Annotated in this window: 21 protein-coding genes; 8 read left to right on the top strand and 13 right to left on the bottom strand. The window is 46.3% G+C overall.

What is annotated here, in order from left to right:
* Positions 1 to 176: 176 nt before the first annotated feature.
* The 6 genes from DFR44_RS01865 to DFR44_RS01840 form a co-directional block, all read right to left on the bottom strand.
* On the bottom strand, positions 177 to 554 hold the full coding sequence (locus DFR44_RS01865) for a hypothetical protein (protein WP_133619010.1): 378 nt from the start codon (positions 552 to 554) through the stop codon (positions 177 to 179).
* Between the two features lie 287 nt (positions 555 to 841).
* Positions 842 to 1,528: a respiratory nitrate reductase subunit gamma gene (narI, locus tag DFR44_RS01860; protein WP_133619009.1), complete on the bottom strand. Its 687-nt coding sequence runs from the start codon at positions 1,526 to 1,528 to the stop codon at positions 842 to 844.
* 26 nt (positions 1,529 to 1,554) lie between these two features.
* Positions 1,555 to 2,208 (bottom strand): nitrate reductase molybdenum cofactor assembly chaperone, encoded by a 654-nt coding sequence (gene narJ / locus DFR44_RS01855; RefSeq protein WP_133619008.1) that lies wholly within the window; start codon positions 2,206 to 2,208, stop codon positions 1,555 to 1,557.
* A gap of 8 nt (positions 2,209 to 2,216) precedes the next feature.
* On the bottom strand, positions 2,217 to 3,770 hold the full coding sequence (gene narH, locus DFR44_RS01850; protein ID WP_133619007.1) for a nitrate reductase subunit beta: 1,554 nt from the start codon (positions 3,768 to 3,770) through the stop codon (positions 2,217 to 2,219).
* Positions 3,767 to 7,462, bottom strand: coding sequence for a nitrate reductase subunit alpha (locus tag DFR44_RS01845; protein ID WP_133619006.1), 3,696 nt, complete (start codon positions 7,460 to 7,462; stop codon positions 3,767 to 3,769). The genes narH and DFR44_RS01845 overlap by 4 nt, the downstream gene beginning before the upstream one ends.
* A 218-nt stretch (positions 7,463 to 7,680) precedes the next feature.
* On the bottom strand, positions 7,681 to 8,415 hold the full coding sequence (locus DFR44_RS01840) for a DNA-3-methyladenine glycosylase I (protein WP_133619005.1): 735 nt from the start codon (positions 8,413 to 8,415) through the stop codon (positions 7,681 to 7,683).
* A gap of 348 nt (positions 8,416 to 8,763) precedes the next feature.
* On the opposite strand from DFR44_RS01840, the gene DFR44_RS01835 reads away from it, so the two are divergent.
* On the top strand, positions 8,764 to 9,285 hold the full coding sequence (locus DFR44_RS01835; RefSeq protein WP_133619004.1) for a cytochrome b: 522 nt from the start codon (positions 8,764 to 8,766) through the stop codon (positions 9,283 to 9,285).
* Positions 9,286 to 9,449: 164 nt separating this feature from the next.
* Here DFR44_RS01835 and DFR44_RS01830 read toward each other — a convergent pair whose 3' ends face one another.
* The 4 genes from DFR44_RS01830 to wrbA all read right to left on the bottom strand — a co-directional run bounded on the left by DFR44_RS01830 (position 9,450) and on the right by wrbA (position 13,365).
* Complete coding sequence (locus DFR44_RS01830; protein WP_211336879.1) at positions 9,450 to 10,535, bottom strand: fatty acid desaturase; 1,086 nt, start codon at positions 10,533 to 10,535, stop codon at positions 9,450 to 9,452.
* A gap of 191 nt (positions 10,536 to 10,726) precedes the next feature.
* Positions 10,727 to 12,163, bottom strand: a complete 1,437-nt coding sequence (locus tag DFR44_RS01825) for an FAD-binding oxidoreductase (RefSeq protein WP_162845117.1) — start codon at positions 12,161 to 12,163, stop codon at positions 10,727 to 10,729.
* A complete protein-coding gene (locus DFR44_RS01820; protein ID WP_133619002.1) occupies positions 12,160 to 12,762 on the bottom strand; it encodes a DUF2069 domain-containing protein in 603 nt (200 codons plus the stop codon). The genes DFR44_RS01825 and DFR44_RS01820 overlap by 4 nt, the downstream gene beginning before the upstream one ends.
* Positions 12,763 to 13,365, bottom strand: a complete 603-nt coding sequence (gene wrbA / locus DFR44_RS01815) for an NAD(P)H:quinone oxidoreductase (protein ID WP_133619001.1) — start codon at positions 13,363 to 13,365, stop codon at positions 12,763 to 12,765.
* 156 nt (positions 13,366 to 13,521) lie between these two features.
* Here wrbA and DFR44_RS01810 point away from each other — a divergent pair, with 156 nt between their 5' ends.
* The 6 genes from DFR44_RS01810 to rocF all read left to right on the top strand — a co-directional run bounded on the left by DFR44_RS01810 (position 13,522) and on the right by rocF (position 19,465).
* The gene (locus DFR44_RS01810) at positions 13,522 to 14,757 is read left to right on the top strand and encodes a YihY family inner membrane protein (RefSeq protein WP_133619000.1); all 1,236 of its coding nucleotides are present in this window, start codon (positions 13,522 to 13,524) and stop codon (positions 14,755 to 14,757) included.
* A 116-nt stretch (positions 14,758 to 14,873) separates the two neighbouring features.
* Complete coding sequence (locus tag DFR44_RS01805) at positions 14,874 to 15,314, top strand: CBS domain-containing protein (protein WP_133618999.1); 441 nt, start codon at positions 14,874 to 14,876, stop codon at positions 15,312 to 15,314.
* A 120-nt stretch (positions 15,315 to 15,434) separates the two neighbouring features.
* Positions 15,435 to 17,330, top strand: coding sequence for an MFS transporter (locus DFR44_RS01800; RefSeq protein WP_133618998.1), 1,896 nt, complete (start codon positions 15,435 to 15,437; stop codon positions 17,328 to 17,330).
* A 6-nt stretch (positions 17,331 to 17,336) separates the two neighbouring features.
* Positions 17,337 to 17,921, top strand: coding sequence for a GNAT family N-acetyltransferase (locus DFR44_RS01795; protein WP_133618997.1), 585 nt, complete (start codon positions 17,337 to 17,339; stop codon positions 17,919 to 17,921).
* Between the two features lie 18 nt (positions 17,922 to 17,939).
* Positions 17,940 to 18,551 carry an RdgB/HAM1 family non-canonical purine NTP pyrophosphatase gene (rdgB, locus tag DFR44_RS01790; protein WP_133618996.1) on the top strand — a complete coding sequence of 204 codons (612 nt, stop codon included), beginning with the start codon at positions 17,940 to 17,942 and terminating at the stop codon, positions 18,549 to 18,551.
* Complete coding sequence (gene rocF / locus DFR44_RS01785) at positions 18,548 to 19,465, top strand: arginase (protein ID WP_133618995.1); 918 nt, start codon at positions 18,548 to 18,550, stop codon at positions 19,463 to 19,465. Before rdgB ends, rocF begins: the two co-directional genes overlap by 4 nt.
* Positions 19,466 to 19,569: 104 nt before the next feature.
* Here the strand turns inward: rocF and DFR44_RS01780 are convergent, their stop codons facing one another.
* From DFR44_RS01780 to DFR44_RS01770, 3 genes are all read right to left on the bottom strand, one after another.
* The gene (locus tag DFR44_RS01780) at positions 19,570 to 21,084 is read right to left on the bottom strand and encodes a fumarate hydratase (protein ID WP_133618994.1); all 1,515 of its coding nucleotides are present in this window, start codon (positions 21,082 to 21,084) and stop codon (positions 19,570 to 19,572) included.
* A 61-nt stretch (positions 21,085 to 21,145) separates the two neighbouring features.
* Positions 21,146 to 22,876: an ArnT family glycosyltransferase gene (locus tag DFR44_RS01775; protein WP_133618993.1), complete on the bottom strand. Its 1,731-nt coding sequence runs from the start codon at positions 22,874 to 22,876 to the stop codon at positions 21,146 to 21,148.
* 137 nt (positions 22,877 to 23,013) lie between these two features.
* On the bottom strand, positions 23,014 to 23,286 hold the full coding sequence (locus DFR44_RS01770) for a type B 50S ribosomal protein L31 (protein WP_133618992.1): 273 nt from the start codon (positions 23,284 to 23,286) through the stop codon (positions 23,014 to 23,016).
* Positions 23,287 to 23,540: 254 nt separating this feature from the next.
* Here DFR44_RS01770 and greB point away from each other — a divergent pair, with 254 nt between their 5' ends.
* The gene (gene greB, locus DFR44_RS01765; RefSeq protein WP_133618991.1) at positions 23,541 to 24,071 is read left to right on the top strand and encodes a transcription elongation factor GreB; all 531 of its coding nucleotides are present in this window, start codon (positions 23,541 to 23,543) and stop codon (positions 24,069 to 24,071) included.
* The last annotated feature ends 90 nt before the right edge of the window (positions 24,072 to 24,161 follow it).

Below are 24,161 nucleotides of genomic sequence, written 5' to 3'. Positions count from 1 at the left end.
GAACTTTGGTAAATAATTTTTCAAATTTTTTGTCGGCAACGCCGTCGTGTTCAACTTGTTTGATTTCATTGTTAGTACAATTGTGCCAACCAAAACTCAATAAATTTATACGCGAATAGGTCAACCGCTCATTAGACGCCAATTTTTCCTGATATTCATTGAGAAGGCGAGCGGGTCTAGTGTTTCCCTTGCCAAGCAGCTAAAAGCTCAGACTCGTTATTGGAATTAAGAGCATCAATATAAATTGCGCACTGCTTTGCATATGGCGCATCATATAAAACTTCTGGATGGGTATGGGCTTTTAGAAATGCCAATGATAACTTATGCCTATCCTTTAGCTCCAGTAAGGCTTGACGCTGACGGTTTAGCCAATAAGCTTGAGGAATGGGTGTGATGCTACTAATTTTTTCCTTTGATTTCTGGTATTCACGTTCAACTTCTGCGCCGTTATTGGATGCGTTTTTTGTATAGCCTTTTAAGTCAAAGTCAACATAAACAGGAACTGTGTTGCTGACTGCAATGAGTTTTTCTGGGGGGATGCAACAAATTCTCAACAACAGCGTTCTACAAAATATGTTTAGCGTGTCGGATTGACTCTTGTGAGTTAGATGAGGTCGCAATTGAGCTGCTTAAATTTCAATCAAAACAACCCAGCCTATTGATTTAATTGGCTTAAGTCCAGTTATCATAAACTTATCCAAAGTTTTATCCACAGATTTTGTGGATAAAGAAGTTGAATCTGAACCCAATTAACGCGCCTCAAGCCAATTGTTTTTCACATTAAAAAAACAAGCAAACCAACAAGCCACACATCGGAGCGTTGTCCCCAAGGTTTTGCCGTTTATTTACGTGGCCGCACCAATTGCCATGCGCGGTTGATGTAGGTGAACGTGCCAAAACCACTCCACGCATGCACCAAACGGGTGAACGGGAACATCACAAATAAACTCATGCCCATGAACAAATGCAGTTTAAAGACCCAAGAAGCATTGATGACGTAGCTGGCCGCATCACCGCGGAAAGTCACGACATGTTGCGCCCAAGTCATCAAGGCCACCATGTCCTCGCCATCCAAATGTTGAGCGGACACAAAAATCGTTGATAAGCCGAGCAGTAAGGTCGCCAAAATCCATAACAAGACCAGCTTATCGCGCCAAGTGGTGTTGGCCGCCAAACGGTCATTGCTGAAACGGCGGTAAAGTAGCATTAACACGCCGAGTAAACACATGACGCCCATGATGCCACCTGCGACCATGGCTACAAGTTGTTTGGTGCTGTGCGAAATGCCCAATGTATCCCACACCACCAAAGGCGTGAGCAAGCCGACCAAATGGCCAAAGAATAAGCCTAATATTCCGACATGGAACAATATATTGCCCCAACGCAGCAAGCCCATGTGCAACAGCTGAGAAGACTCACTTTTCCACGAATACTGTTCGCGTTCAAAACGCACCAGTGAGCCCAGCACAAAAATCGCCAAGGCGATATAGGGATAAATCCCAAAAATGAATTGATTCAAATAATCCATGTCTGTTCCTTTAGCACGTCAGTGCATTAATGTGCAGTTTGATGCCCTGCCGAGGCGTTGGGTCGCTGTGGGTAAAAGTTAATCGGTGCCACAGGTTTGAGCAAGGGTTCAACACCATCGGCACTCGGGCCAAAGGTTTCCAGTGCTTCATCCATGTCACGAATCGGTGGCACGGTCAACGGTTCAGGTGTCACAGGTGACAAGTCGCGCAGTACATCGAAAACGCCTGCGTACACGGAACCCGAGTCTTTCAACTTATGACCCACATGCGCCAACACATGAATCGCGTCGCCCAGCAACTGCGCGGCTTTTTCTTCATCGCATGTTGATAAAAACTCCAAAAACAGCGGCACATAATCAGGTAGCTCCTCGGACACAGAGTCAAACCCATGCTGGCGATACTCTTCGAGCAAATCGACCATGGCTTGACCGCGTGCGCGGTCTTCACCATGAATGTGCTCAAACAAATGCAATGAGTGCGCAGCCGTGCGGTCAAAGGTTTGCACATAATTTTGCTGCAAAGTAATCAAATCATGCGCTGCCAATTCGTCAAGTAACGGCGTCAAATGAGTGTCGTATGCCGTGTGCTGATTCGCCTCTGTCCGTAGCTCGGGTAGGGCGGCGAGTAAGTCTGGCTCTGGGTAACACAGCAGTACAGATAATAATTTATACATTCGCATGATGCCTCCTAGCCTTTATCCGCATTGTTTTGGCGGTCACGGCGCATGTCATGAAAGACAATCGGCGACGCTTTTTTCTTACCAAATAAGCTGCCTTCACTTGTGCCATCCGAGCAACCATTGCCAAAGGTAAAACCGCAGCCTGCTTTGTCTTCAAACGTATTTTCGACCAATTCCTTGTGTGAACTTGGAATCACAAAGCGGTCTTCGTAGTTGGCAATCGCCATCACTTGATACATCTCCTCGACTTGACGCGATGACAGATGGGTGTTTTTGAGTGTGGTTTCATCGACTTTTTTATGCACCGATTTGGCTCGCATGTAGCGGCGCATGGCTATCATCGTTTCCAAGGCTTTGAGCACGGGTTTTTCATTGCCCGCGGTCAACAAATTCGCCAAGTAACGTAAGGGGATGCGCAAATCTTTAACATCAGGAATGATGCCGTTTTCACCGACCAAACCATTTTCAACTGCGGATTGAATCGGCGAGAGTGGTGGGATGTACCATACCATGGGTAAAGTGCGGTATTCAGGATGCAGCGGGAAGGCCACTTTCCATTCCATCGCCATTTTGTAGACGGGCGAGTTTTGCGCGGCATCCAACCAACTTTGTGGAATCCCTTGTTTGAGCGCTTCGGTCTGAATCGCTGGGTCGTGTGGATTCAAAAATACGCCGAGTTGAGACTCATACAAGTCGTGTTCATTTTCCACGCTGGCTGCATTTTCGATTTGATCGGCGTCATAGAGCAACACGCCCAAATATCGAATGCGCCCGACACAGGTTTCAGAACACACCGTCGGCTGCCCACCTTCAATGCGCGGATAGCAGAACGTGCATTTTTCCGCTTTGCCGCTGGTCCAGTTGTAATAGATTTTTTTGTACGGGCAACCTGAAATACACATGCGCCAACCGCGACATTTGTCTTGGTCAATCAACACAATGCCGTCGTCTTCACGTTTATAAATCGAACCCGATGGGCAACTGGCGACGCAGGTTGGATTCAAACAATGCTCACACAAGCGGGGCAAATACATCATGAATGTGTTTTCAAATGCCGCGTGCATGTCTTTTTGAATGCCTTCAAACAAAGCATCTTTGGCACGGCTGGCGAACTCGCCGCCCAAATCGTCCTCCCAGTTCGGCCCCCATTCGATTTTGTCCATTTTTTTACCCGTCAACACCGATACAGGGCGTGCCGTCGGTGGCGTTTTCATCTCGGGCGCATTTTGCAAGTGCTCGTAATCGTACGTAAATGGTTCGTAATATTCGTCAATTGCAGGCAAGTTCGGATTGGCGAAAATATTCGATAAAATCTTCATTTTGCCACCTTGGCGTGGTTGCAACTTGCCATCGGCGCGACGAATCCAGCCCCCGTTGTATTTGCTTTGATTTTCCCATTCTTTGGGGTAACCAATGCCTGGTTTGGTTTCGACATTGTTAAACCAAGCGTATTCGACGCCATCGCGGCTGGTCCAAACGTTTTTACACGTGACTGAACAGGTGTGACAGCCAATGCACTTGTCCAAGTTCAGCACCATGCCAATTTGTGCTCTAATTTTCATGATTGCTCCTCTGCAGTCGCTGGCTCATCCATCCAATCCACTTTATCCATTTTGCGCACCACCACGTGTTCATCGCGGTTACAACCGACCGTGCCGTAGTAGTTAAAGCCCCACGATTGTTGGGCATAGCCGCCAATCATGTGCGTCGGCTTGAGCACCGCTCGGGTCACTGAGTTGTGAATACCGCCGCGCTTACCCGATACTTCTGCACCAGGGACATTGATGATTTTCTCTTGTGCGTGATACATCAAAATCATGCCTTTGGGGACGCGCTGGCTGACGACCACGCGTGCGGTCAAGGTGCCATTGATGTTGAACACTTCAACCCAATCGTTATCGACCAAGTTCGCTGCTTGTGCGTCAATTTCAGAGACCCACACATGTGGCCCGCCGCGCGATAAGGTCAACATGCGCAAGTTGTCTGAATACGTGCTGTGAATGCCCCATTTTTGGTGCGGCGTGATGAAATTCAAGACAATTTCAGGGTTGCCATTGCTGTGTTGACCGAGCACCGCGTCCGTGGTTTTCAAATCCACATGTGGGCGATACACACAGAACCCCTCACCAAAAGCCCGCATCCATTGGTGGTCTTGATAGAACTGTTGCCGCCCCGTGAGCGTGCGCCACGGAATCAATTCATGGACATTGGTATACCCCGCGTTGTACGACACTTCTTCGCTTTCTAAACCCGACCAAATCGGTGACGAAATGATTTTGCGGGGTTGTGCTTGTACATCGCGAAAACGAATCGCGTCGTGTTCGCGTGGCTTGGCCAAATGTGTGTGATCAATGCCTGTTGTTTTGCCTAAGGCTTCCCACGCTTTAACCGCCACGTGACCGTTGGTTTCAGGCGCGAGGGTCAGAATCATTTCGGCAGCATCAATGGCGGTGTTCAGTTTCGGTTGACCTTTGCCGACACCATCAAGCACCACTTTATTCAAGCCACGTAAAACCTCGACTTCATGCTCGGTTTTCCACGCCATGCCTTTACCGCCATTACCGACTTTTTCCAGTAAAGGTCCGATTGAGGTGAATTTCTCGTAAATCGCACCGTAATCCCGCTCGACCACCGTCATGGCTGGCATGGTTTTGCCTGGGATGGGGTCGCATTCGCCTTTTTTCCAGTCACGCGCGTCAAATGGCTGACCAAGCTCTTGCGGTGAGTCGTGCATCAACGGCGTTAAGACCAAGTCTTTTTGCACGCCGACATAGTCGCCCGCGATTTCAGAAAATTTCTTGGCAATGCCTTTGTAAATTTCCCAATCGGTTTTGCTTTGCCACAACGGTTGCACCGCTTCGCTCAAGGGGTGAATGAACGGGTGCATGTCAGAGGTGTTCAAATCGTCTTTTTCGTACCATGTCGCCGTCGGCAATACGATGTCGGCGTACAAACACGTGGTTGACATGCGAAAATCCAAGACCACCAATAAATCCAATTTGCCTTCGACCGCAGGGCGAACTTTGACTTCTTTCGGCGTGATGCAGTGCTCTTCATCACCGAGTACGGCGTTTTGCGTACCGAGCAGGTATTTCAAGAAATACTCGTGTCCTTTGCCCGACGAACCGAGGATGTTTGAACGCCAAACAAATAAATTGCGCGGGAAGTTTTTCGGGTTGTCTGGGTCATTGCACGACATATCCAAGCTGCCGTCTTTCAAGCCATTGACCGTGAATTGAATCGGATCCACGCCTGCTTTTTCGGCCATGCGCGTGATGTCGATTGGGTTGGTTGACAGTTGCGGTGCAGATGGCAACCAGCCCATGCGTTCGGCCTTGGCGTTGTAGTCAATCATCGACATGTTTTCGACTTTGCCTTCATGCGTCGGCGCGATAATTTCATTCATGCCAAGTTTTTCATGTCGCCATTGGCTGGTGTGCGCGTAGAAAAACGACGTGCCGTTCATTTGGCGCGGTGGGCGGTGCCAGTCCAAGGCAAAGGCCAACGGCGCCCAACCTGATTGTGGGCGTAATTTTTCTTGCCCCACATAGTGACACCAGCCGCCACCCGATTGACCAATACAGCCACACATCATCAACATATTGATGATGCCACGGTAGGTCATGTCCATGTGATACCAGTGATTCAACGCCGCCCCGACAATGACCATGCTTCTGCCATTGGTGTCGTGGGCGTTTTGTGCAAATTCCCGTGCCACTTGAATCACCATTTCGGGTTTAACCCCCGTGTGCTTTTGTTGCCAAGCGGGTGTGTACGGAATGTCTTGCATGTAGTCGTTAGCCACATTCTCGCCGCCCAAACCACGATCTACACCATAGTTGGCAACCAATAAATCAAACACCGTCGCCACCAGCGTGCTGCTGCCATCGGCCAACGTGATGCGTTTGGCTGGGACGTTGCGCACCAACACATCGTGCGCATCTTTACCGCCGAAGTACTCAAAACCCACGCCGACCACCTCATCATGCGCATCTATCAAGCTCAAACGCGCTTTGATGTCTTCGCTATTGGCGTTTTCTGATTTTAGATTCCACTTGCCTTGCTCACCCCAACGGAAGCCGATGGAACCTTTCGGTGTGACCACGTCACCCGTATTCTCATCGATGACCAAGGTTTTCCAATCGGGGTTGTTGTCCTGACCAGCATTGCCCGACAAATGACTGGCGCGCAAGAAATAATCGGGCACAAGTCGCTGCCCATCATCTTTAAGCACCACCAGCATCGGCATGTCGGTCAAACGGCGGCAATAATCTTGAAAATACGGCGAGGGATTGTCTAAGTGAAATTCTTTTAAAATCACATGCCCCATCGCCATCGCCAAGGCCGCATCTGTGCCTTGCTTGGGCGCGAGCCAAATGTCGCCAAATTTCGCCATTTCACCAAAGTCTGAGGAGACCGCCACTGTTTTAGTGCCTTTGTAACGCACTTCGGTATAAAAATGGGCATCGGGCGTGCGCGTCATGGGGATGTTTGAACCCCACACCATGAGGTAGTTTGAGTTATACCAGTCGGCCGATTCCGCCACGTCGGTTTGCTCACCCCAAATCTGCGGCGATGCGGGAGGCAAATCACAATACCAGTCATAAAATGATAAGCACGCACCACCGAGCAGCGATAAGTAGCGTGAGCCCGCCGCATAACTGACCATCGACATGGCGGGGATGGGTGAGAATCCGAGTACTCGGTCGGGGCCAAAATGTTTAACCGTATGCGCATTGGCAGCGGCAATGATTTCATTGACCTCATCCCAAGTCGCACGCACAAAACCGCCCAACCCACGTTTCGACTTATATTGTTTAGCGCGTTCAGGGTTTTGACTGATGTAATCCCAAGCCTCAACCGCTGACATGGTTTGACGCGCTTGGCGCCACATGCGCATCAAGCGACCTCGCACCATTGGATATTTAACCCGCTGGGCTGAGTAGACATACCAACTATAGGAAGCACCACGGGGGCAACCGCGTGGTTCGTGATTGGGCAAATCTGGGCGGGTGCGCGGGTAATCCGTTTGCTGGGTTTCCCAAGTAATCAGTCCGTTTTTGACATACACCTTCCAGCTACATGAACCCGTACAGTTGACCCCGTGGGTCGAACGCACAATTTTGTCATGTTGCCAGCGTGAACGGTAGGCGTTCTCCCATTGACGGTCTTCATTGACGACAGCACCGTGACCGTTCGAAAACGTACCTTTCACTTTGCCAAGAAAATTCAATCGATCTAAAAAGTGGCTCATTCTTGCCCCTCATCATTGTTTAACTGCGTTAAAAAATCACTTAAAGTTTTACAATGTTGAGGATACGTGAGGGCGCGACAATAGAACATTCGCTACAGGGGGCGTTTAGTCATCGCATTTGGGGGATGCTGTTCTAATACTTTGGGGGGATGGACTTCAATGTTTACAACAGCGTAAAAAGCTAAGCCAAATGACTGCAGACAAAATAACACATCAGCTTATTCTTTGGACGCATACACATCTTGTCCCATGTAACTCAAAATGAGTTCACTGCTGTGGTTTTCGCCGATTGAATAGGCTGCAATTTTTGATAAATGACTATATGGCAAGCCGCTTTGCTCATGCCATTCGTTGAATGCGGCTTGGATTAATTTAAGCTCACGCTGGCTGCTAGGTGTTCCATTGATATCCAGGCCCGCTTGCTGTAAACACAGTACAACATCGCGCGACAGCAGGTAACTGTCCCAGCCCATGCGGCGCAAGAAAAGTTGCCCCGTATTGCCACCCAAGCGAGCACCATTTTTTTTGAGATATTGAGTAAGACCAAATTGGTCGTCAACGCGCCAATTCGCGAAAAATTGAGCGGCGGTGCCATGCTCTGCACGCAAGGCATTAATAAATTGGGTGTTGCGTTTAACAGCGTCAATTTTTTGCCAATTGCGCACAACACGGGTGTCATCCATGTAGCGTTCCCATGCTTCTTCGGGTAAATGAGCAAGTTTAATTGGGTCAAAGCCTAAAAAAGCTTCTTCAAATTGTGGCCATTTATTCTCAATAACTTGCCAATGAAATCCAGCTTGATTGATGCCTTTGGTCATAGTCGATAAATATCGACTGTCATCAATTTTAGCCAACTCCTTCGCCGTTTTAATGGCAGGCAATAGACGTGTCAGCACTTGTTCCGAACCTTTGCGTTCAACGGCGATGGCATAAATGTCTTTGAATTTTTTCATGATGGGCTTTTGGCAATATGAAGAACTTGATAATACAACTCGGCTAGTCTGAAATTAGCTTTTAGCTTAGGCATGTGTCAAAATCAGTGTTGTGTTTTTGACATCGTTATTAATAAAATTAACAACATTAACAGTGCTAACAATAGCTGTTGTTAGTTTAGAGTTAGAGGATGATAATACCAAAGCTAATGATAAAGCCAATAATATTTTATTGTTTTTTATAGAAACACATTGTTTTGAGATTTAAGTTTAATCTGTGATAATTCAAGTGGTTAGTAAGCTGTATGGGTTTTTCTTTGTGGTAAAATCAAAGTCGGCTGTTTTTTTATCTTTTTTAATGAGGGCGTTATGAGTAATTCAAATATAAATAAATATCCCATGTCTGTTAAGTTGTTTCACAGTTTAATTGCATTGTTGATGATTGCGACTTTGGTTGTCGGTTGGCAATTAGAAGACAACGAGGGGTTGATGGGGTTGCATAAGTCCTTGGGTATTGCGGTGTTGCTTTTGGGCGTTTTGCGTTTGATTAACCGTATTCGTGCAAAAGACCGTATTCCTGCATCAGTGAATACAATCGGTTCTTTGAAATATTGGGTTGAAAAAGCCGTTCACGGTTTGTTGTACTTGACCATGTTTGGCTTGCCTGTTGTCGGTTGGTTGACCAGTAACGCGTTTGGTTATCCTGCCAGTTTCTTTGGTTTGTTTAACTTGCCGACTTTAATTGGCAAAAATATTGATTTGGCTGAACAGCTCGGTTCGTTGCATGGTTTTGGAGCTGATGTTTTTGTTGGTTTATTGGCGGTTCATATTTTGGGTGCATTGGTTCACTTGCTGATGAACAAAGAAAATGTGTTTAAACGCATGTCGTAATAAACGCATGTCGCAAGGGCTCATCAATAAAACAAATAGGATTTTGGCTGTAGTTGATAGTGCTCTTTGAATCAGTCGAATGAATATGTCTCAAGTTTTTTAAAAGATGTGTCCAAGAATGAAGTTAAAAAAAGTCCCCGCAATGTGCGGGGACTTTTTTATGTTTATGCGTTAACAGTTGGACGACCATTGAAGTCAATCCATTGTTTATTCACATAATCATACAGTTGGCATTGTTTGGCATTTTTGAAATACCAGCGCACTGAAAATTTTTGAACCACGATACGACCTGGTAACAGTTCTTCCAGCTTATCCTGTGCCGCCTTTAGTTTATATAGCGGTATGGTCATGTCTAAATGATGAGCCGTGTGTTCCATGATGTGATGCATCATGGCGCCCCAAGGTTTGTTAAATGTCAAATGAACAGTCGTTGTGACGAATGGATTGGCAGCCGTCCATTCTTTTTTGTTGTCATAAAATTGGATGCGCGAGTGCGTATGATGCACGTAAACAGCCCAGCCAATCATGCCATTCCAGAAGATGAATGGAATGACGAATGCTGTGATGAGGGCTGAAATGATGCTGACATTAAACGCAGGCGCAATTAACACGATGGCCAGTAGCCATATGGCGGCGAAAGCGGTGACCAGCACATTGTCCCAAAAGAATGACTTGCGATCGCTTGGTTTGTGTTTTTTATTGGGGAAGTACATTTTTTTCCACCAAATTTCAATCATGTAATACAACCAAGGGCCGAAGCCGCTGCGATAGAAACGCTCGAGTGCTTTACGCGGACCGCTCATGGCGTCGTACTCTTCTTTAGACGCGGGAATCCAAATAAAATCAACACCTTTTAAGTTGGTAAAGCCATGATGAATCACATTGTGACCGACTTCCCATAAGCTGTAGGCTGACAAAGAGGGTAAGAATGCAATTCGGCCTAAAAGGCGGTTGAGCTTGCGGTGTGGTGTGTAGCTTTGGTGGCAGGCATCATGGCCGAGGATGAAGAGACGACCAATCCAGTAGCCTGAGGCGAGACTTGCCAATAGGCGTTGCCAAAAATGAGGTGCGGCCATGGCTGCGAAAATCAAAGCAAAAAAGATGATGTAATCAATAATCAACAAACGCAAGGCGCGTGCGGTGTCTTGTTGTACCAATGGCAACAGCCACGAACGGAGCACTTTGCGAGAAGGCAGGGCTTCACTCACAGGCACGGGCTCAATGTGTTCGACGGGATGTTCTTTACTCATATATGTCCTTTATATCAAAAGAAACCATTCTCAATGTTGAATATCACTTGGCTTCAGTAGGGATTATACTTTAAAACACTAGGGTTTGTTTATGAAATCTTGTTTATTAACAGAAGTAATTGAGTTTTGAATGCATTTTAATAAAAAATAACGACCGTTCTATTTTTTGTGAAGATTGAACGTGCGGTGGCTTAGTTGTGTGTGATGATTTTTTCAGGGTTCATGATATTGAGCGGGTCAAAAGTATTTTTTAATTGACGCATCATATTGAGTTCGACCGCGCTTTTGATGGAGGGCATAAGGTCGCGTTTTAGTAGGCCTATGCCATGTTCGGCACTGATACTGCCGCCGAATTGAGTGACTTTTTCGTAAACCATATTGTTAATGTCGCGTTCGCGAGCCATCAGTTGCTCGGATGTTGCGAATGCGCGGCCGCATGAAATATTGAAATGTAAATTGCCATCGCCCATGTGCCCAAATACGATGGGCTGAATGCCAGAGTAGGCTTGTTCTAACGTTAATGTGGTTTGTTCAATAAAGGGCACGATGGCTGAAATGGGGACGCTGATGTCGTGTTTGATGTTGGGTCCCGTTCGTTTTTGAGCGGCCGAAATATGTTCACGCATGCGCCAAAAATTATTGGCTTGATTGAGGTTTTGAGCCATCAGTACATCGTCAAGCGTTTGATTGTCAATCAGTTGGCTGAGTTGGTTTTGCAATTGTTCATTTAAAGAGGCATCGGGTTGTGCATGTGATAGCTCAATCAATGCAACGTGTGCATTGTGATTTGAGAAAAGAGGGGGCCAGTTAAACTGAGCACACACCAGTTGTGATGCGCTGGGCGAGATGTATTCAAATGCGGTCAGTTGTGCATCAAACTGGCGTTGCAAGACATCGAAACTACGGGCAATACCAGCCACGCTGGGCGCAGCGAGCATCGCTACTTGAGTTTGCTGTGGTGCGGGAAATAGTTTAAGTACCGCGGCGGTGATGATGCCCAAAGTGCCTTCTGCACCGATGAATAGATGTTTTAAGTCATAACCTGTATTGTTTTTGCGCAGACGGTTCAGGCCTTGCCAAACTTCACCTGTCGGTAAAACGACTTCCAACCCTAAACACAAGTCTCTCATATTGCCATAGCGCAGGACTTGTGTGCCGCCCGCGTTGGTGGCGAGGTTGCCGCCGATGGTGGCTGCGTTTTGTGAAGCGAGAGTAAGCGGAAAAAGTAGCTGATGCGCCTCTGCTGTTTGTTGAGCCTGTTCTAAAGTGACGCCTGCTTGTAGTGTCATGGTGCGATTGTCACGGTCAATATCAAGTACCTGTTGCATACGTGATAAGTTGAGCAGAATACTATCGCGATGGGTTAAAACAGCACAACCGCCGACCAGTCCTGTGTTGCCGCCTTGCGGAATAATGGCAATTGGTGGTTGATGGTTGGCGCATAGTTGGACGATGCGGGCAACTTGCTCGGTTGTTTTTGGAAAAACAACGGCAAGGGCAGGGTGGTGATAGCGGTTGCGCTCATCTTGTGTAAAAGGCTTTGCAGCTTCATCCGTCAGCAAGTGGGCTTCGCCGACACAAGTGATGAGCGCCTTTAAAAAATGAGTGCGGTGAGGTGAATGCATCATGAACGGTCTGATGTGCTTTCGGTTGTTTTGAATCGATAAAATACAATCAAGCTCACATACGGTATGACCAAAGCGGCTGTTAGCCATTCCAGTGCTGTTTTAAAATGAATGTAGTTCGCATCTTCTGCACCAATCAACGAGCTGTGGGTGCTCGGCAGTGTGAGGTTCATGGCGATTAAAAGAATGATGGCGTAGAGTAGCCAGCTCATTTTTCGATTTTTTTTCTCACGTTGAGGTTTTGCGGCTTTGGTTTTTAGAGCGAACTGATTGACCCATATAAAAATCAAAGTGGATAACAACAATTCTATAACGGCGAAATAACGCGAAGGTGCAGTATCTGAAAATGTGCGCAGCAGTCCTTCAAGCACATACAACAATATCAATAAGCTCAAAACTTGATACGTGTAGCGTTCGCCGCGCCAAAGTTTAGGCAAGAGCGGCAGCAGTAAAAAACCTTTCAGGGCAAGCCAATAGCCTGCATGTTGTAAGGGCGCACCGACAGTCTCCCAAAATAAGCACCATACAATTAGGGTAATGCAGGCGTAAGAGGTTTTGCGGCTAAGCGCATGCAGTTCAGGAGAATGTTGAGATGAGGTCATTTATGTTTCTTGTAATTTAAGGGCGATACGCGCCAAATGTTGTCCCGCCGCAAATGCCAACTGTTTTTCGGTGTCGTCTATGCTTCTGTCCGATTTTACACCTGCCAAATGAGACACCCCGTAAGGCGTGCCGCCACTGCTGGTGCGCATCAACTCTGGATTGCTGTATGGCGAGCCTACCCAAATCATGCCGTGGTGCATCAGCGGCAGAATCATGGTTAATAACGTGGTTTCTTGTCCGCCATGCAGTGAGCCTGTGCTGGTGAATACAGATGCGGGTTTGCCAATAAGAGCACCGCTATTCCATAAGCCGCTGGTGCCATCAATAAAATGTTTCATTGGAGCCGCCATGTTGCCAAAGCGTGTGGGCGAGCCGAGAGCAAGCCCTATGCAGTCTTTTAAATCATCCAAAGTGGCATAAGGCGCGCCGTCAAGAGGCACGGGAGGCAAAGTCGTGTCGGTTTGAACTGCAACTGGGGGTACGGTGCGTAAACGCGCTTCAACGCATCCTAAAGATTCAATGCCTTGAGCAATGAACTCGGCCAGTCGTTGAGTGTGACCGCTGCGAGAATAAAACAAAACCAGTATATAGGGATTTTTCATATAAAAAATGCTGCGATGCACCATAAGCGAAACGTGTTTTTGCTAGAATAGCGGTATTATATCCAGAATTCATCTTAAAAAATCGCTCAAAGATGAACAAGTGCTCGGCCACAAGAGTTGTATCACTTATTTCACCCACACAAAAGACTAAACGCCATGAATTTTACTGAATTACAAAACCTCCAACAAAAAGGTAAGCGCGTCCTTGCCGTATTTCACTTTTTATTGCGGCGAATGAATGAGCAACGCTTAAATCAAGTGGCGAGTAGTCTGAGTTTCACCTCGGTATTGGCACTTGTACCGTTGTTGGTGGTGATGTTATCCGTGCTCACAGGCTTACCTGTTTTTGAAAAATTTCAAAAAGAGCTTCAACAAATGATGTTGGATAACTTGATGCCCGAAAAAATGAGTAAAGAGGTCATGAAGCAAATCAATCAATTTGCGGCTCGCAGTTCTCAGTTGTCTTTAGCGGGCGGCTTGTCATTGGTTACCACTTCTTTGTTAACCATGAGTACAGTCGATAGGGCTTTCAACGATATTTGGCACGTCAAACGACGCGGATTGTTGCGTAAAAATGTTTTGGTGTATTGGGCCGTATTGACGGCAGGTCCGATATTATTTGCTTTGGTTCTTGTATTGAGCCGTTATGTTTTTGACTCTATAAAAAATGCGCCCTTTTTAAATAACGGGCTGATGACTGCCAGCTCTTTTTTATTGGCTTGGTTCGCGTTCACAGCGTTATACATGTTTGTGCCTAATCGCAAGGTTAGGTGGCATGATGCATTGATTGGCGCGTTGGTGGCGGCTATTTTATTTGTGTGCCTGACGCAAGGTTTTGCTTACGTTTTCCATCAGTTCCAAGTCTATGCGATTGTTTATAGCGCATTTAGTATTTTGCCTGCATTCTTTTTGTGGCTTTATGTGTTTTGGTGGATTGTGATGTTGGGGGCGTCATTGACAGCGAGTTTGCCGATTTTAAAATTTGAACGTTGGCGTAAAGAGCCGCGCGTTGGTGACGACTTACCCGAAGCATTGATGATTTTATATAAGCTATATCAGGTACAGCACTCGCCTGCACGTATGATTAGTTGGGAGTCATTGCAAACAGAAATGAAGCTCAATAGTGACGATTTGTCGAGCATTATGGGCAAACTCCAAACTCAAGGATGGGTCGGTAAAATTCGTCGTCCAGATGATGGGACGGGCTGGGCGTTGATTTGTGATACAAGTGAGGTTTCTTTAGCCCATTTGTACGATGTGTTCGTATTCGATTCTCAATACCATGCCGCTAAAGCACAACAGGAGCATTTACCGTGGGCCAGCCGTTTAACCGACTTACATCGTTCAAATTACCATCAGGTGTCTTTATCTGAGTTGTTTGAAAAGCGATAAAAAGTAGTGCATCTAAGCGGGCTTATGGTTACAATGCGCTTTAAACGTGCAATGCTGTGGTTATTGCATTGAATTTGAAAACTGATTTGAACATTAAAACTTCGCTGGAGACAACTATGAAAGTTGCTGATATTTTAAAAACTAAAAGCTTCACATTGTTCACTGCGAACCCTGAAACTGAACTACAAACTGCGGTTGACTTGATGGCAGAAAAAGACTTGGGTTCATTGGTTGTTTTGGATGCGGGTATTTTAGTGGGTATGTTGACGTTTCGTGAAATCAACAGCTCTTTGAGTTTCACCCGAGGCTCAATTGTTGGGACATTGGTTGGTCAGGTTATGGATCGCTCGCCGCTGGTTTTGACCTCTGAAACGGACGTGCACGATACCCGCCAAGCCATGCTTGATCGCCATGCTCGATATGTGCCCATTATTGATAACAATGTACTGATGGGCGTCATTTCATTTTACGATGTCGCCAAAGCCATGCTCAATGCGCAAGCGTTGGAAAATAAAATGTTAAAAGCATATATCCGTGATTGGCCAATTGAAGGTTAATACATTGGTCATTAAAAAAAACGGGCGGGTTGCCCGTTTTTTTGTGAAATTTACTCAAATATTTACTTGAAAAACATACTCGTTACGTACGACTCATCAAACTTATACAACTCTTAAAATATGTCGAATTCTTCTTTTGGTCTTTTGCGACAGCGCAAATTTCTTCCCTTTTTTATCACACAGCTTTCGGGTGCTTTTAACGATACTTTGTTTAAATCTGCATTCACCCTGTTGGTGACTTTTTATGCGGCGCAATACGGCGGCTTGTCCAGCACGATGGCAAGTAATTTAATTGCGGGGCTATTCATTTTGCCTTTTGTTTTACTGTCTGCTACGGCAGGGCAGTTGGCGGACAAAATGGACAAAGCTCGGCTCATGCGCATGATTAAGTTGTTTGAAATTGTCATTTTAAGTTTGGCGGCTTTTGGGTTGATTGCTCATGTGGCTTCGATTTTATATGTCTGTGTGTTTTTGATGGGTGTGCATTCAGCTCTTTTTGGCCCCGCCAAGTATGCTTATTTACCTCAGCATTTGTCGAATCAGGAAGTTGTCGGCGGTAATGGTTTGGTTGAAATGGCAACGTTTGTATCAATCCTTGTGGGTTCTTTGGTGGCTGGTGAGCTGGTGCATTATGGTGAGCAAGGTGTTCAACTCGTGGCTTTATTGTGCGTAACGGTGGCCTTATTGGGTTACGCTGCAAGTTACTTCATTCCAAGCACGCCGTCTTTGCAAAATCTTAAAATGAACTGGAATCCACTGTCGGAAACCATGCGCAATTTGAAGCTCGCGCGTGAAGATATGGCCGTGTTTTATGCCATGATTGGTATTTCATGGTTGTGGTTTTTTGGCGCGATTTTTTTGACGCATTTTGCGCCCTTGGCAAAAGAGATTTTGCACGCAAATGAACGGGTTGTGACCTTGATGTTGGCGACGTTCTCTATTGGTATCGGTGTGGGTTCAGTTTTGTGCGAAAAATTGTCACGCCAACAATTGGAAATTGGTTTAGTGCCTTTCGGTGCAATTGGCATGAGTATTTTTGGCATCGATTTGTATTTTGCGATTCAAGCTTTTGTTGGAGTGGGAGGCAATGGCGTAGATTTGATGGGTGTCATTGACTTTTTGGCGCATGAAGGCAGTATACGATTGTTGCTGGATTTGTTTTTATTATCCGTGTTTTCGGGTTTTTACAGCGTACCGTTATACGCCATGATTCAAACGTACGCACAGCCGACCCACCGTGCGCGCATCGTTGCGGCGAACAACATCATCAATTCTTTGTTTATGATTATTGCCAGTGTCATGGCTTTGGTCTTGACCATGCTGGGAGCCAATGTGGCGCACATCATTGGCGTGACAGCAATTTTGAATGTCTTGGTTGCCATTTATATCTTTCGTTTAGTGCCCGCATTCTTTTTGCGATTTTTCTCATGGGTGTTGACTCGTTTAATGTATCGCGTGCGGTTCATTAATCGTCAAGTCATACCCGCGCAAGGAGCGGCAATATTGGTTGCAAATCATGTGTCATTTGTAGATGCTTTGTTCTTAATGGCGGCGAGCCCGCGTCCAATTCGTTTTGTGATGGATGCACAGATTTTTAAAATTCCAGTATTGTCATGGGTGTTTAAAAAATTAGAGGCCATTCCAATTGCGAGTGCTAAAGACGACGAATTTTTATTGGAAAAAGCTTTTTTACAAATCGCACATGAGCTTGAAGACGGTCAGCTAGTTTGCATTTTCCCAGAAGGTCGTTTGAGCAGTGATGGTGAGATTGGCACGTTTCGACCCGGCATCAGCAAAATTTTAGCTTTGCATCCGACCACAGTGATTCCATGTGCGTTACAAGGCTTATGGGGCTCATTCTTCTCACGAAAATACGGCAAAGCGATGACACGTCCTTTTGTACGCGGATTTTTTTCAAAAGTGAATGTGGTGGTGGGGTCGCCAATTCAACCGGAAAAGGCAACGCCTGAATATTTGGAATCTATCGTCCGTGAGTTACGTGGTGACATCAGGTGAGTTGAAATGGATATCAATTGCACGATTGGTTTCAGACCGCAGGATGCCCGCTTGGTCTCTCTTTTGTACAATGAAACTTTTGGTCAATATTTCAAATTGGCAGTACCAAACAGCGTCAAACGGGCTGCCTTGCTGCAACAGTTTTTAGAGCCGAATTGTTGCGTGGCCGCCTATTTGGAAGAGCATTTGCTAGGGGTTTTGGGATTTGCTCACTTGCGTGAGACACTGATTAAAAAGGTTTCATTGTGTACGCTCATCAAAAACTTAGGTTTTTTATCGGGACTTTGGGCTGCGTTTGTTTTGAAATATGTTCGTCAAAAGCCTAGGCCTGACGAGTTGCTTGTTATTGGTTTGGCGATTGATCCGCAATGTAGGGGTATCGGGGTTGGTCAGCAATTATTGCGGTGTTTAATCCAGCATGCTCGAACTTATCATTACAATCGTATTCGTATTGAGTTTCCTGCGATGACTGAGGCGGAGCACCGCTTTTTTATCAAGCAAGGGTTTGTGCAAGAATCGATTTCGCTCACTTCTAGAATGTGGCAGTTGTTGTATTGGAAAAAAGTCACCTGCATGGTGATGTATTTATAAAAATGAGGTGGGTTATCTATGTCTCAATTGGTTTTGGCTTCTAATAACTCAGGTAAACTGCTCGAGTTCAATCGCCTGCTTGCTCCTCTTCATATTGAGGTGCAAGCGCAAGCGGCTTTGAATGTGCCCGAGTGCGAAGAGCCTTATTTTACTTTTGTTGAAAACGCATTACACAAAGCGAGGCATGCGGCTCGCATCACGGGGTTGCCTGCATTGGCGGATGACTCTGGGGTGTGTGTACCTGCATTAAACGGAGCACCTGGGGTGCTTTCAGCTCGATACGCGGGAGAGGACAAAGATTCAAATTTGCCCAAAGACGTGCGCAACAATTTAAAATTAACGGCCGCGTTAGCGGATAAACTCGACAAACGGGCTTATTTTTATTGTGTCATCGTTCTGGTTCGTCATGCTCAAGACCCACAACCGATTATCGTAGACGGTCAATTATGGGGTGAAATGATTGATAATCCCCGTGGTGACTCTGGCTTTGGCTACGACCCTTATTTTTATTTACCGCATTTGAATAAAACTTTAGCAGAATTGTCACATAACGAAAAAAATGCCATTAGCCACCGTGGTTTGGCAGTGGAAAAGTTGATTGAAATATTACATAAGGAACACATCTCATGACTACGATACAACTTATTGGTGCACCAACAGATATCGGCGCAGGTTCAAGGGGCGCATCCATGGGGCCAGAAGCCTTGCGGGTTGCAGGTTTGATTGAAATGCTCAAAGCCCATCAATTAAACGTCATTGACAGTGGCAATTTAGCTGGGCCGACCAACCCCTGGCTACCCCCCGTTGAAGGCTACCGCCACCTTGAGGAAGTTGCCGCTTGGAATCAATCTCTACATGAAGCCAGTTATGCTGCCTTGCAGCAAGGTCATTTGCCAATTATTTTAGGGGGTGACCATTGCCTAGGTATTGGCTCCATCAGCGCGGTTGCACGCTATTGCCGTGAAAAAGGAAAAGACTTGCGCGTACTGTGGTTAGACGCCCATGCCGATTTTAATACGAGTGAACTCACGCCCACGGGCAATATTCACGGCATGCCTGTTGCCGTATTGTGTGGCTATGGACCAAAACAACTCACGCGTATTGGTGGCCGCACTCCAGCGATTAATCCTGACGTGGTGCATCAGATTGGGATTCGCAGCGTTGACGAGGGCGAAAAACGTTTTGTTCATCAAGTTGGTTTAGAAGTATTCGACATGCGTTACATTGACGAGTATGGCATGCGTGAAGCAATGGAGCGCGCACTGGCAGGCATGACCGAGAATACCCATCTGCATGTTAGTTTTGATGTTGATTTTCTTGACCCGAGCATAGCCCCTGGCGTTGCCACAACCGTTCCAGGTGGACCAACCTACCGCGAAGCGCAACTGTGCATGGAAATGATTGCTGACACGGGGCGTATGGCCTCTCTTGACATCATGGAAGTCAACCCCGCATACGACGTCAAAAATCAAACGGCATTGTTGGCCGTAGATTTGGTGGATAGCTTATTTGGTAAATCAACGTTGATGCGAGATTCAAAGTAATTACGAAACGATGCTAATCAAGTTAAATGGCGCACGAACAGATATCAACGCCAACCAAGTTGACTATAAAAAAGCCCAGTATGAACTGGGCTTTTTTGTGGGGCTTATTTTCCTTTGAGTTGCTCGATTTTTACTTTCCACTCTTTCGGGCCTGTTTCATGTACCGACACGCCGTTTGAATCAACGGCAACCGTGACGGGCATGTCAACCACATCAAACTCATAAATCGCTTCCATGCCCAAGTCTTCAAAAGCCAATACTTTGGCTGATTTGATGGCTTTAGACACCAGATACGCTGCGCCACCCACCGCCATTAGATAGGCGGCTTTGTGTTTTTTGATGGCTTCAATACCTGCTGGGCCGCGTTCTGATTTACCAATCATGACGGTTAAGCCTGTTTGTGCCAGCATCATTTCGGTGAATTTGTCCATGCGCGTGGCGGTGGTGGGACCCGCTGGACCGACCACTTCATCGCGTACGGGGTCGACTGGGCCGACGTAGTAAATCGCTCGATCGGTGAAGTCAACTGGTAAGGGTTCGCCTTTGGCGAGCATGTCGGCGATGCGTTTGTGCGCGGCATCGCGTCCAGTAAGCATTTTGCCATTGAGTAATAAAGTTTGACCTGGTGTCCAGCTTTCCACTTCAGCACGGGTCAGGTTGTTCAGGTCAATCCGTTTACTTTTTTGTACGTCAGGCGTCCAGCTGACATTGGGCCAAGTGTCCAATGACGGTGGGGTGAGCAGGGCGGGGCCGCTGCCATTGAGCACAAAATGCGCGTGACGGGTGGCCGCGCAGTTGGGCACCATGCCGACGGGCAATGAGGCGGCATGTGTGGGGTAGTCCAAAATTTTAACGTCCAATACTGTGGTGAGACCACCTAAACCTTGCGCACCGATGCCCAATGCATTGACTTTTTCGTATAGCTCAACGCGCAATTCTTCAACACGATTGGAGGGGCCACGCGCGAGCAACTCATGCATGTTAATCGGTTCCATAATTGCTTGTTTGGCAAGCGTCATGGCTTTTTCTGGCGTGCCGCCAATGCCTAAGCCTAAAATGCCAGGCGGGCACCAGCCTGCGCCCATGGTTGGTACGGTTTTCAAAACCCAGTCAACGATGGAATCAGATGGGTTGAGCATGACCATTTTGGATTTGTTTTCCGAGCCGCCACCTTTGGCTGCGACCGTCACGTCAACCGTATCACCAGCGACCATTTCAATGTGTACAACGGCGGGGGTGTTGTCTTTGGTGTTGCTGCGTTTACCAGCGGGATCAGCAAGTACAGAGGCACGCAAGACATTATCAGGGTTGAGGTAAGCACGGCGCACACCTTCGTTGACCATTTCTTGGATGGTGAGTTTGGACTCCCAGCGAACATTCATACCGATTTTGAGAAACACCACGCAAATCCCTGTGTCTTGGCAAATAGGTCGATGACCTTCAGCACTCATGCGACTGTTGGTTAAAATTTGTGCAATGGCGTCTTTTGCTGCGGGCGAGGCTTCACGCTCATAAGCAGCGGCCAGTGCTTTGATGTAGTCTTCTGGGTGATAGTAAGAAATGTATTGAAACGCATCAGCGATGGACTCAACAAAATCTTTTTCCAAAATAGTGGTCATGAAGGCTCCTCTGGTTGATTAGATATTGGTTAATAAACGAGCTAGGCTTTGTGCGATGTCCTTATTGACGCAGTAGAATCAAGGCATTGCCACGTTCAGATACACGCTCGCCTGTCCAAATCACTTTCCATGTTTGATTGTGTAATTGAACGCTTGACGTGTTTTTAATGGGCGTGTTTAATTTTAGAGTACTTTCTTGCGTTAATACGTAAGGGCAGTTCACCTTTGCAAACTCGGAGCGCTCTGGTACAAACGGTACGTTGGCGTAGTAATACATGGCACCGCGTATATTGGCTGGTAAATCAATTGCTCTCACGCAAGACACTTCTGATGGAATGTTACTTGTTAATGCTTTCCCCGCTTCACTATAGCTTCTCGTGTAGTTTAACCAAGGCATTATCAAGGTGGCCAACAAGACCCAAATCATCACCAGTCCGCTGGATGATAGGGCAACAGCTTTCCATAAAGCACGAGGCTGAAAGCGTGCACGCCAATTTAAAATCAGCAGCCAACCCAGGCTCACAAGAACCGCAATTGAAAACGGCCACCATTTAAATTCCATTTGAAAGTTGGGCGCAAGTTTAAAAATGTTACGAGTGAGTTGGGTAGGAAAACCTGTCCATGCCGCAATCCAAAACATCCAAACCAGCAGCAATAAAGTTGAAAAAGTCAGTAAAGAAAACCAATCAATAATATTGGCGCGACCACGGTTGAGTGTTGCCAAGCCAAATGGTGCTAAAAGTACAAAACCAGGCACGAACATCAACATGGACGCATCAAACCGTTGGCCACTGATAATCAGGTGACCCAGCGGAGTCAATAGCAATAAAACGCCTAACACCATCATTGGATTGCTCCAGCGCGAACGCCAACGCCAGATACACCATAATCCCAATGGGGCAATTGGCCAAGTGAAAACGAAAAAATTGCGCCCGAAAAATGTCACGTTATCAGCTGACAAGGGGGTAAAGTGTTGATTAGACCGCCAGTTTAGAAAAAACTCGGGGTTTTGTGCCATATTGAAAAACCAAATGGCAGGTGTAAGTAATCCAATTGCGATAACAACGGGAGTGACGTGTAAACTGTTCTCACGCCAGTGCGTGAAAAAAAGCACGCCTAATGTTGTAAAAATAAAGAAAATAAATAAGGTAAATGGTAGGGTTAAGCCCATACCTGCAAATCCCAAAGACCATAACCATCGCCCCTTTGCAGGTCGTTCAAGCGCACTGATGGCGCCACACAGCCACATCATGCAGACCAATAACACTGTTGCACCCTCGCTTGTGTCGTGCGTATGTGCGGCAACACCATATGTCGCTACCAAAAGCAACACGGCAGAGTCAGCAAGCATTCGACCATAATCCGTCGGCGAAGGCTCGCCGCCAAAAGCCAAACGTTGAGGCTGAAGTTCATCGCGCTTACCCAGTCGATAAACACCCAGCCATAATAGATAAGCACTCAAAGCACCTTGACAGGCAATAGCAAACTGAGCCGAGTTAAACGGTGACATGATGAAGCTAAATAGCCGAATGAATACAGCACCAATCCAATAAGGCAAAGGCCCAAAAGTCGTGCTATACAAACCAGCAACATTAGGATAAATCCAGTCACTCACACCACCTTGAGCCATGGTTAGCATAATGCCAAAACTACCCGCTTCTTGTCGCCACAAGTCTCGCCAAGTCAAGCCAGCGGCGATGTAAAGCGTTAATAATAAAAACAGATAACGACGAGGCAAACGTGCGACATCGTGTTGGTTTAAGCGCAAGGGATTAGAAGCTTTAATATCCATAGTGGCAGCATAACAATATGTCTCAATATGTGCCATAGCACTGAAGAGGCATACTAAAAGTGTTTAAACAAAAACAACAAAAGGCAGCAAATGCTGCCTTTTGTCCTGAACATGTAACATGTGTCAGAGAGAAACGATTACTCAGCTGCCGCTGTTTTAGCAGCACCGCCGCGTGAGCCGTATTTGTTACGGAATTTCTCAACTCGACCCGCAGTATCCATGATTTTTTGCGTGCCAGTGTAGAATGGGTGTGATTCAGAAGACGTTTCTAACTTAACCAAAGGATATTCTTTACCTTCGAACTGGATGGTTTCACGGGTGTTGACTGTAGAACGAGTCACAAATTTAAAGTCGTTTGACATGTCATGGAAAACAACTTCACGATATTCTGGGTGGATACCTGATTTCATTTTAAATCCTTTAAAAGTTGAGCGGCAGCCAATTGGGCGGCTAAAAAGCATAAACCCAATCACACGCCAAATATATAAAAAGCCGCTTATTATCACATAGAAGTCTAAATGTGACAAGCCATTTTTAGGTCGAGGCACTCAATGGTTATATGTGTTCTTAAGGCGTTGTTATCGTTTAGCGTATAATTTGTGGTTAAAATTTAAGTGTCTAGGTGTCGGTTTTTGAGTAATCGCAAAGATGGAAAGGATTTGTCATGGTTTCAAACCAGAGGGGGCATGCAGCAGAAACAGTGGCAGCACCCGTAAAAAATTATATGACACCAACGGGATATACGCGTCTAAAGAGCGAATTGTTAAACCTGTTGGATGTTGAGCGGCCTGAAGTGGTTCAAGTTGTATCTTGGGCTGCAAAAAATGGCGATCGTTCAGAAAATGGCGACTATTTATACGGCAAGCGAAGACTGAGAGAAATTGACCGTCGAGTGCGCTACTTAACAAAGGCTTTGGAAAATGCGCAGGTCATTGACCCCGCTACTCAGCAGCACGTCGACCAAATATTCTTTGGCGCTACAGTCACCTTTTGGCGTGAGGCGACGCAGGTTGAAGAAACAATCAGTATTGTTGGCAAGGATGAAATTGATTCGGCTCGAGGCTGGGTGAGTTGGAATAGCCCCATTGCAAGAGCAATGCTTAAAGCGCGAGAGGGCGATGAGGTGCGTCTTAATACACCAGCTGGCACAGATATTTTAGAGATTGTTGAAGTTAAATATGTGGCGATTGAGTGATTTTTGTATTGCGGCGTTTACCTCAATGTTAATTTGCTATAAATACGTTTTAAAGAAAATAACATTGCATTAGGGTATATGTGCTTTTAT

Source organism: Hydromonas duriensis, from assembly GCF_004363775.1.
GTDB classification, from domain to species: domain Bacteria; phylum Pseudomonadota; class Gammaproteobacteria; order Burkholderiales; family Burkholderiaceae; genus Hydromonas; species Hydromonas duriensis.
The sequence above is the reverse complement of the archived record's forward strand: the minus strand, read 5'-3'. Positions and strand labels throughout refer to the sequence as shown.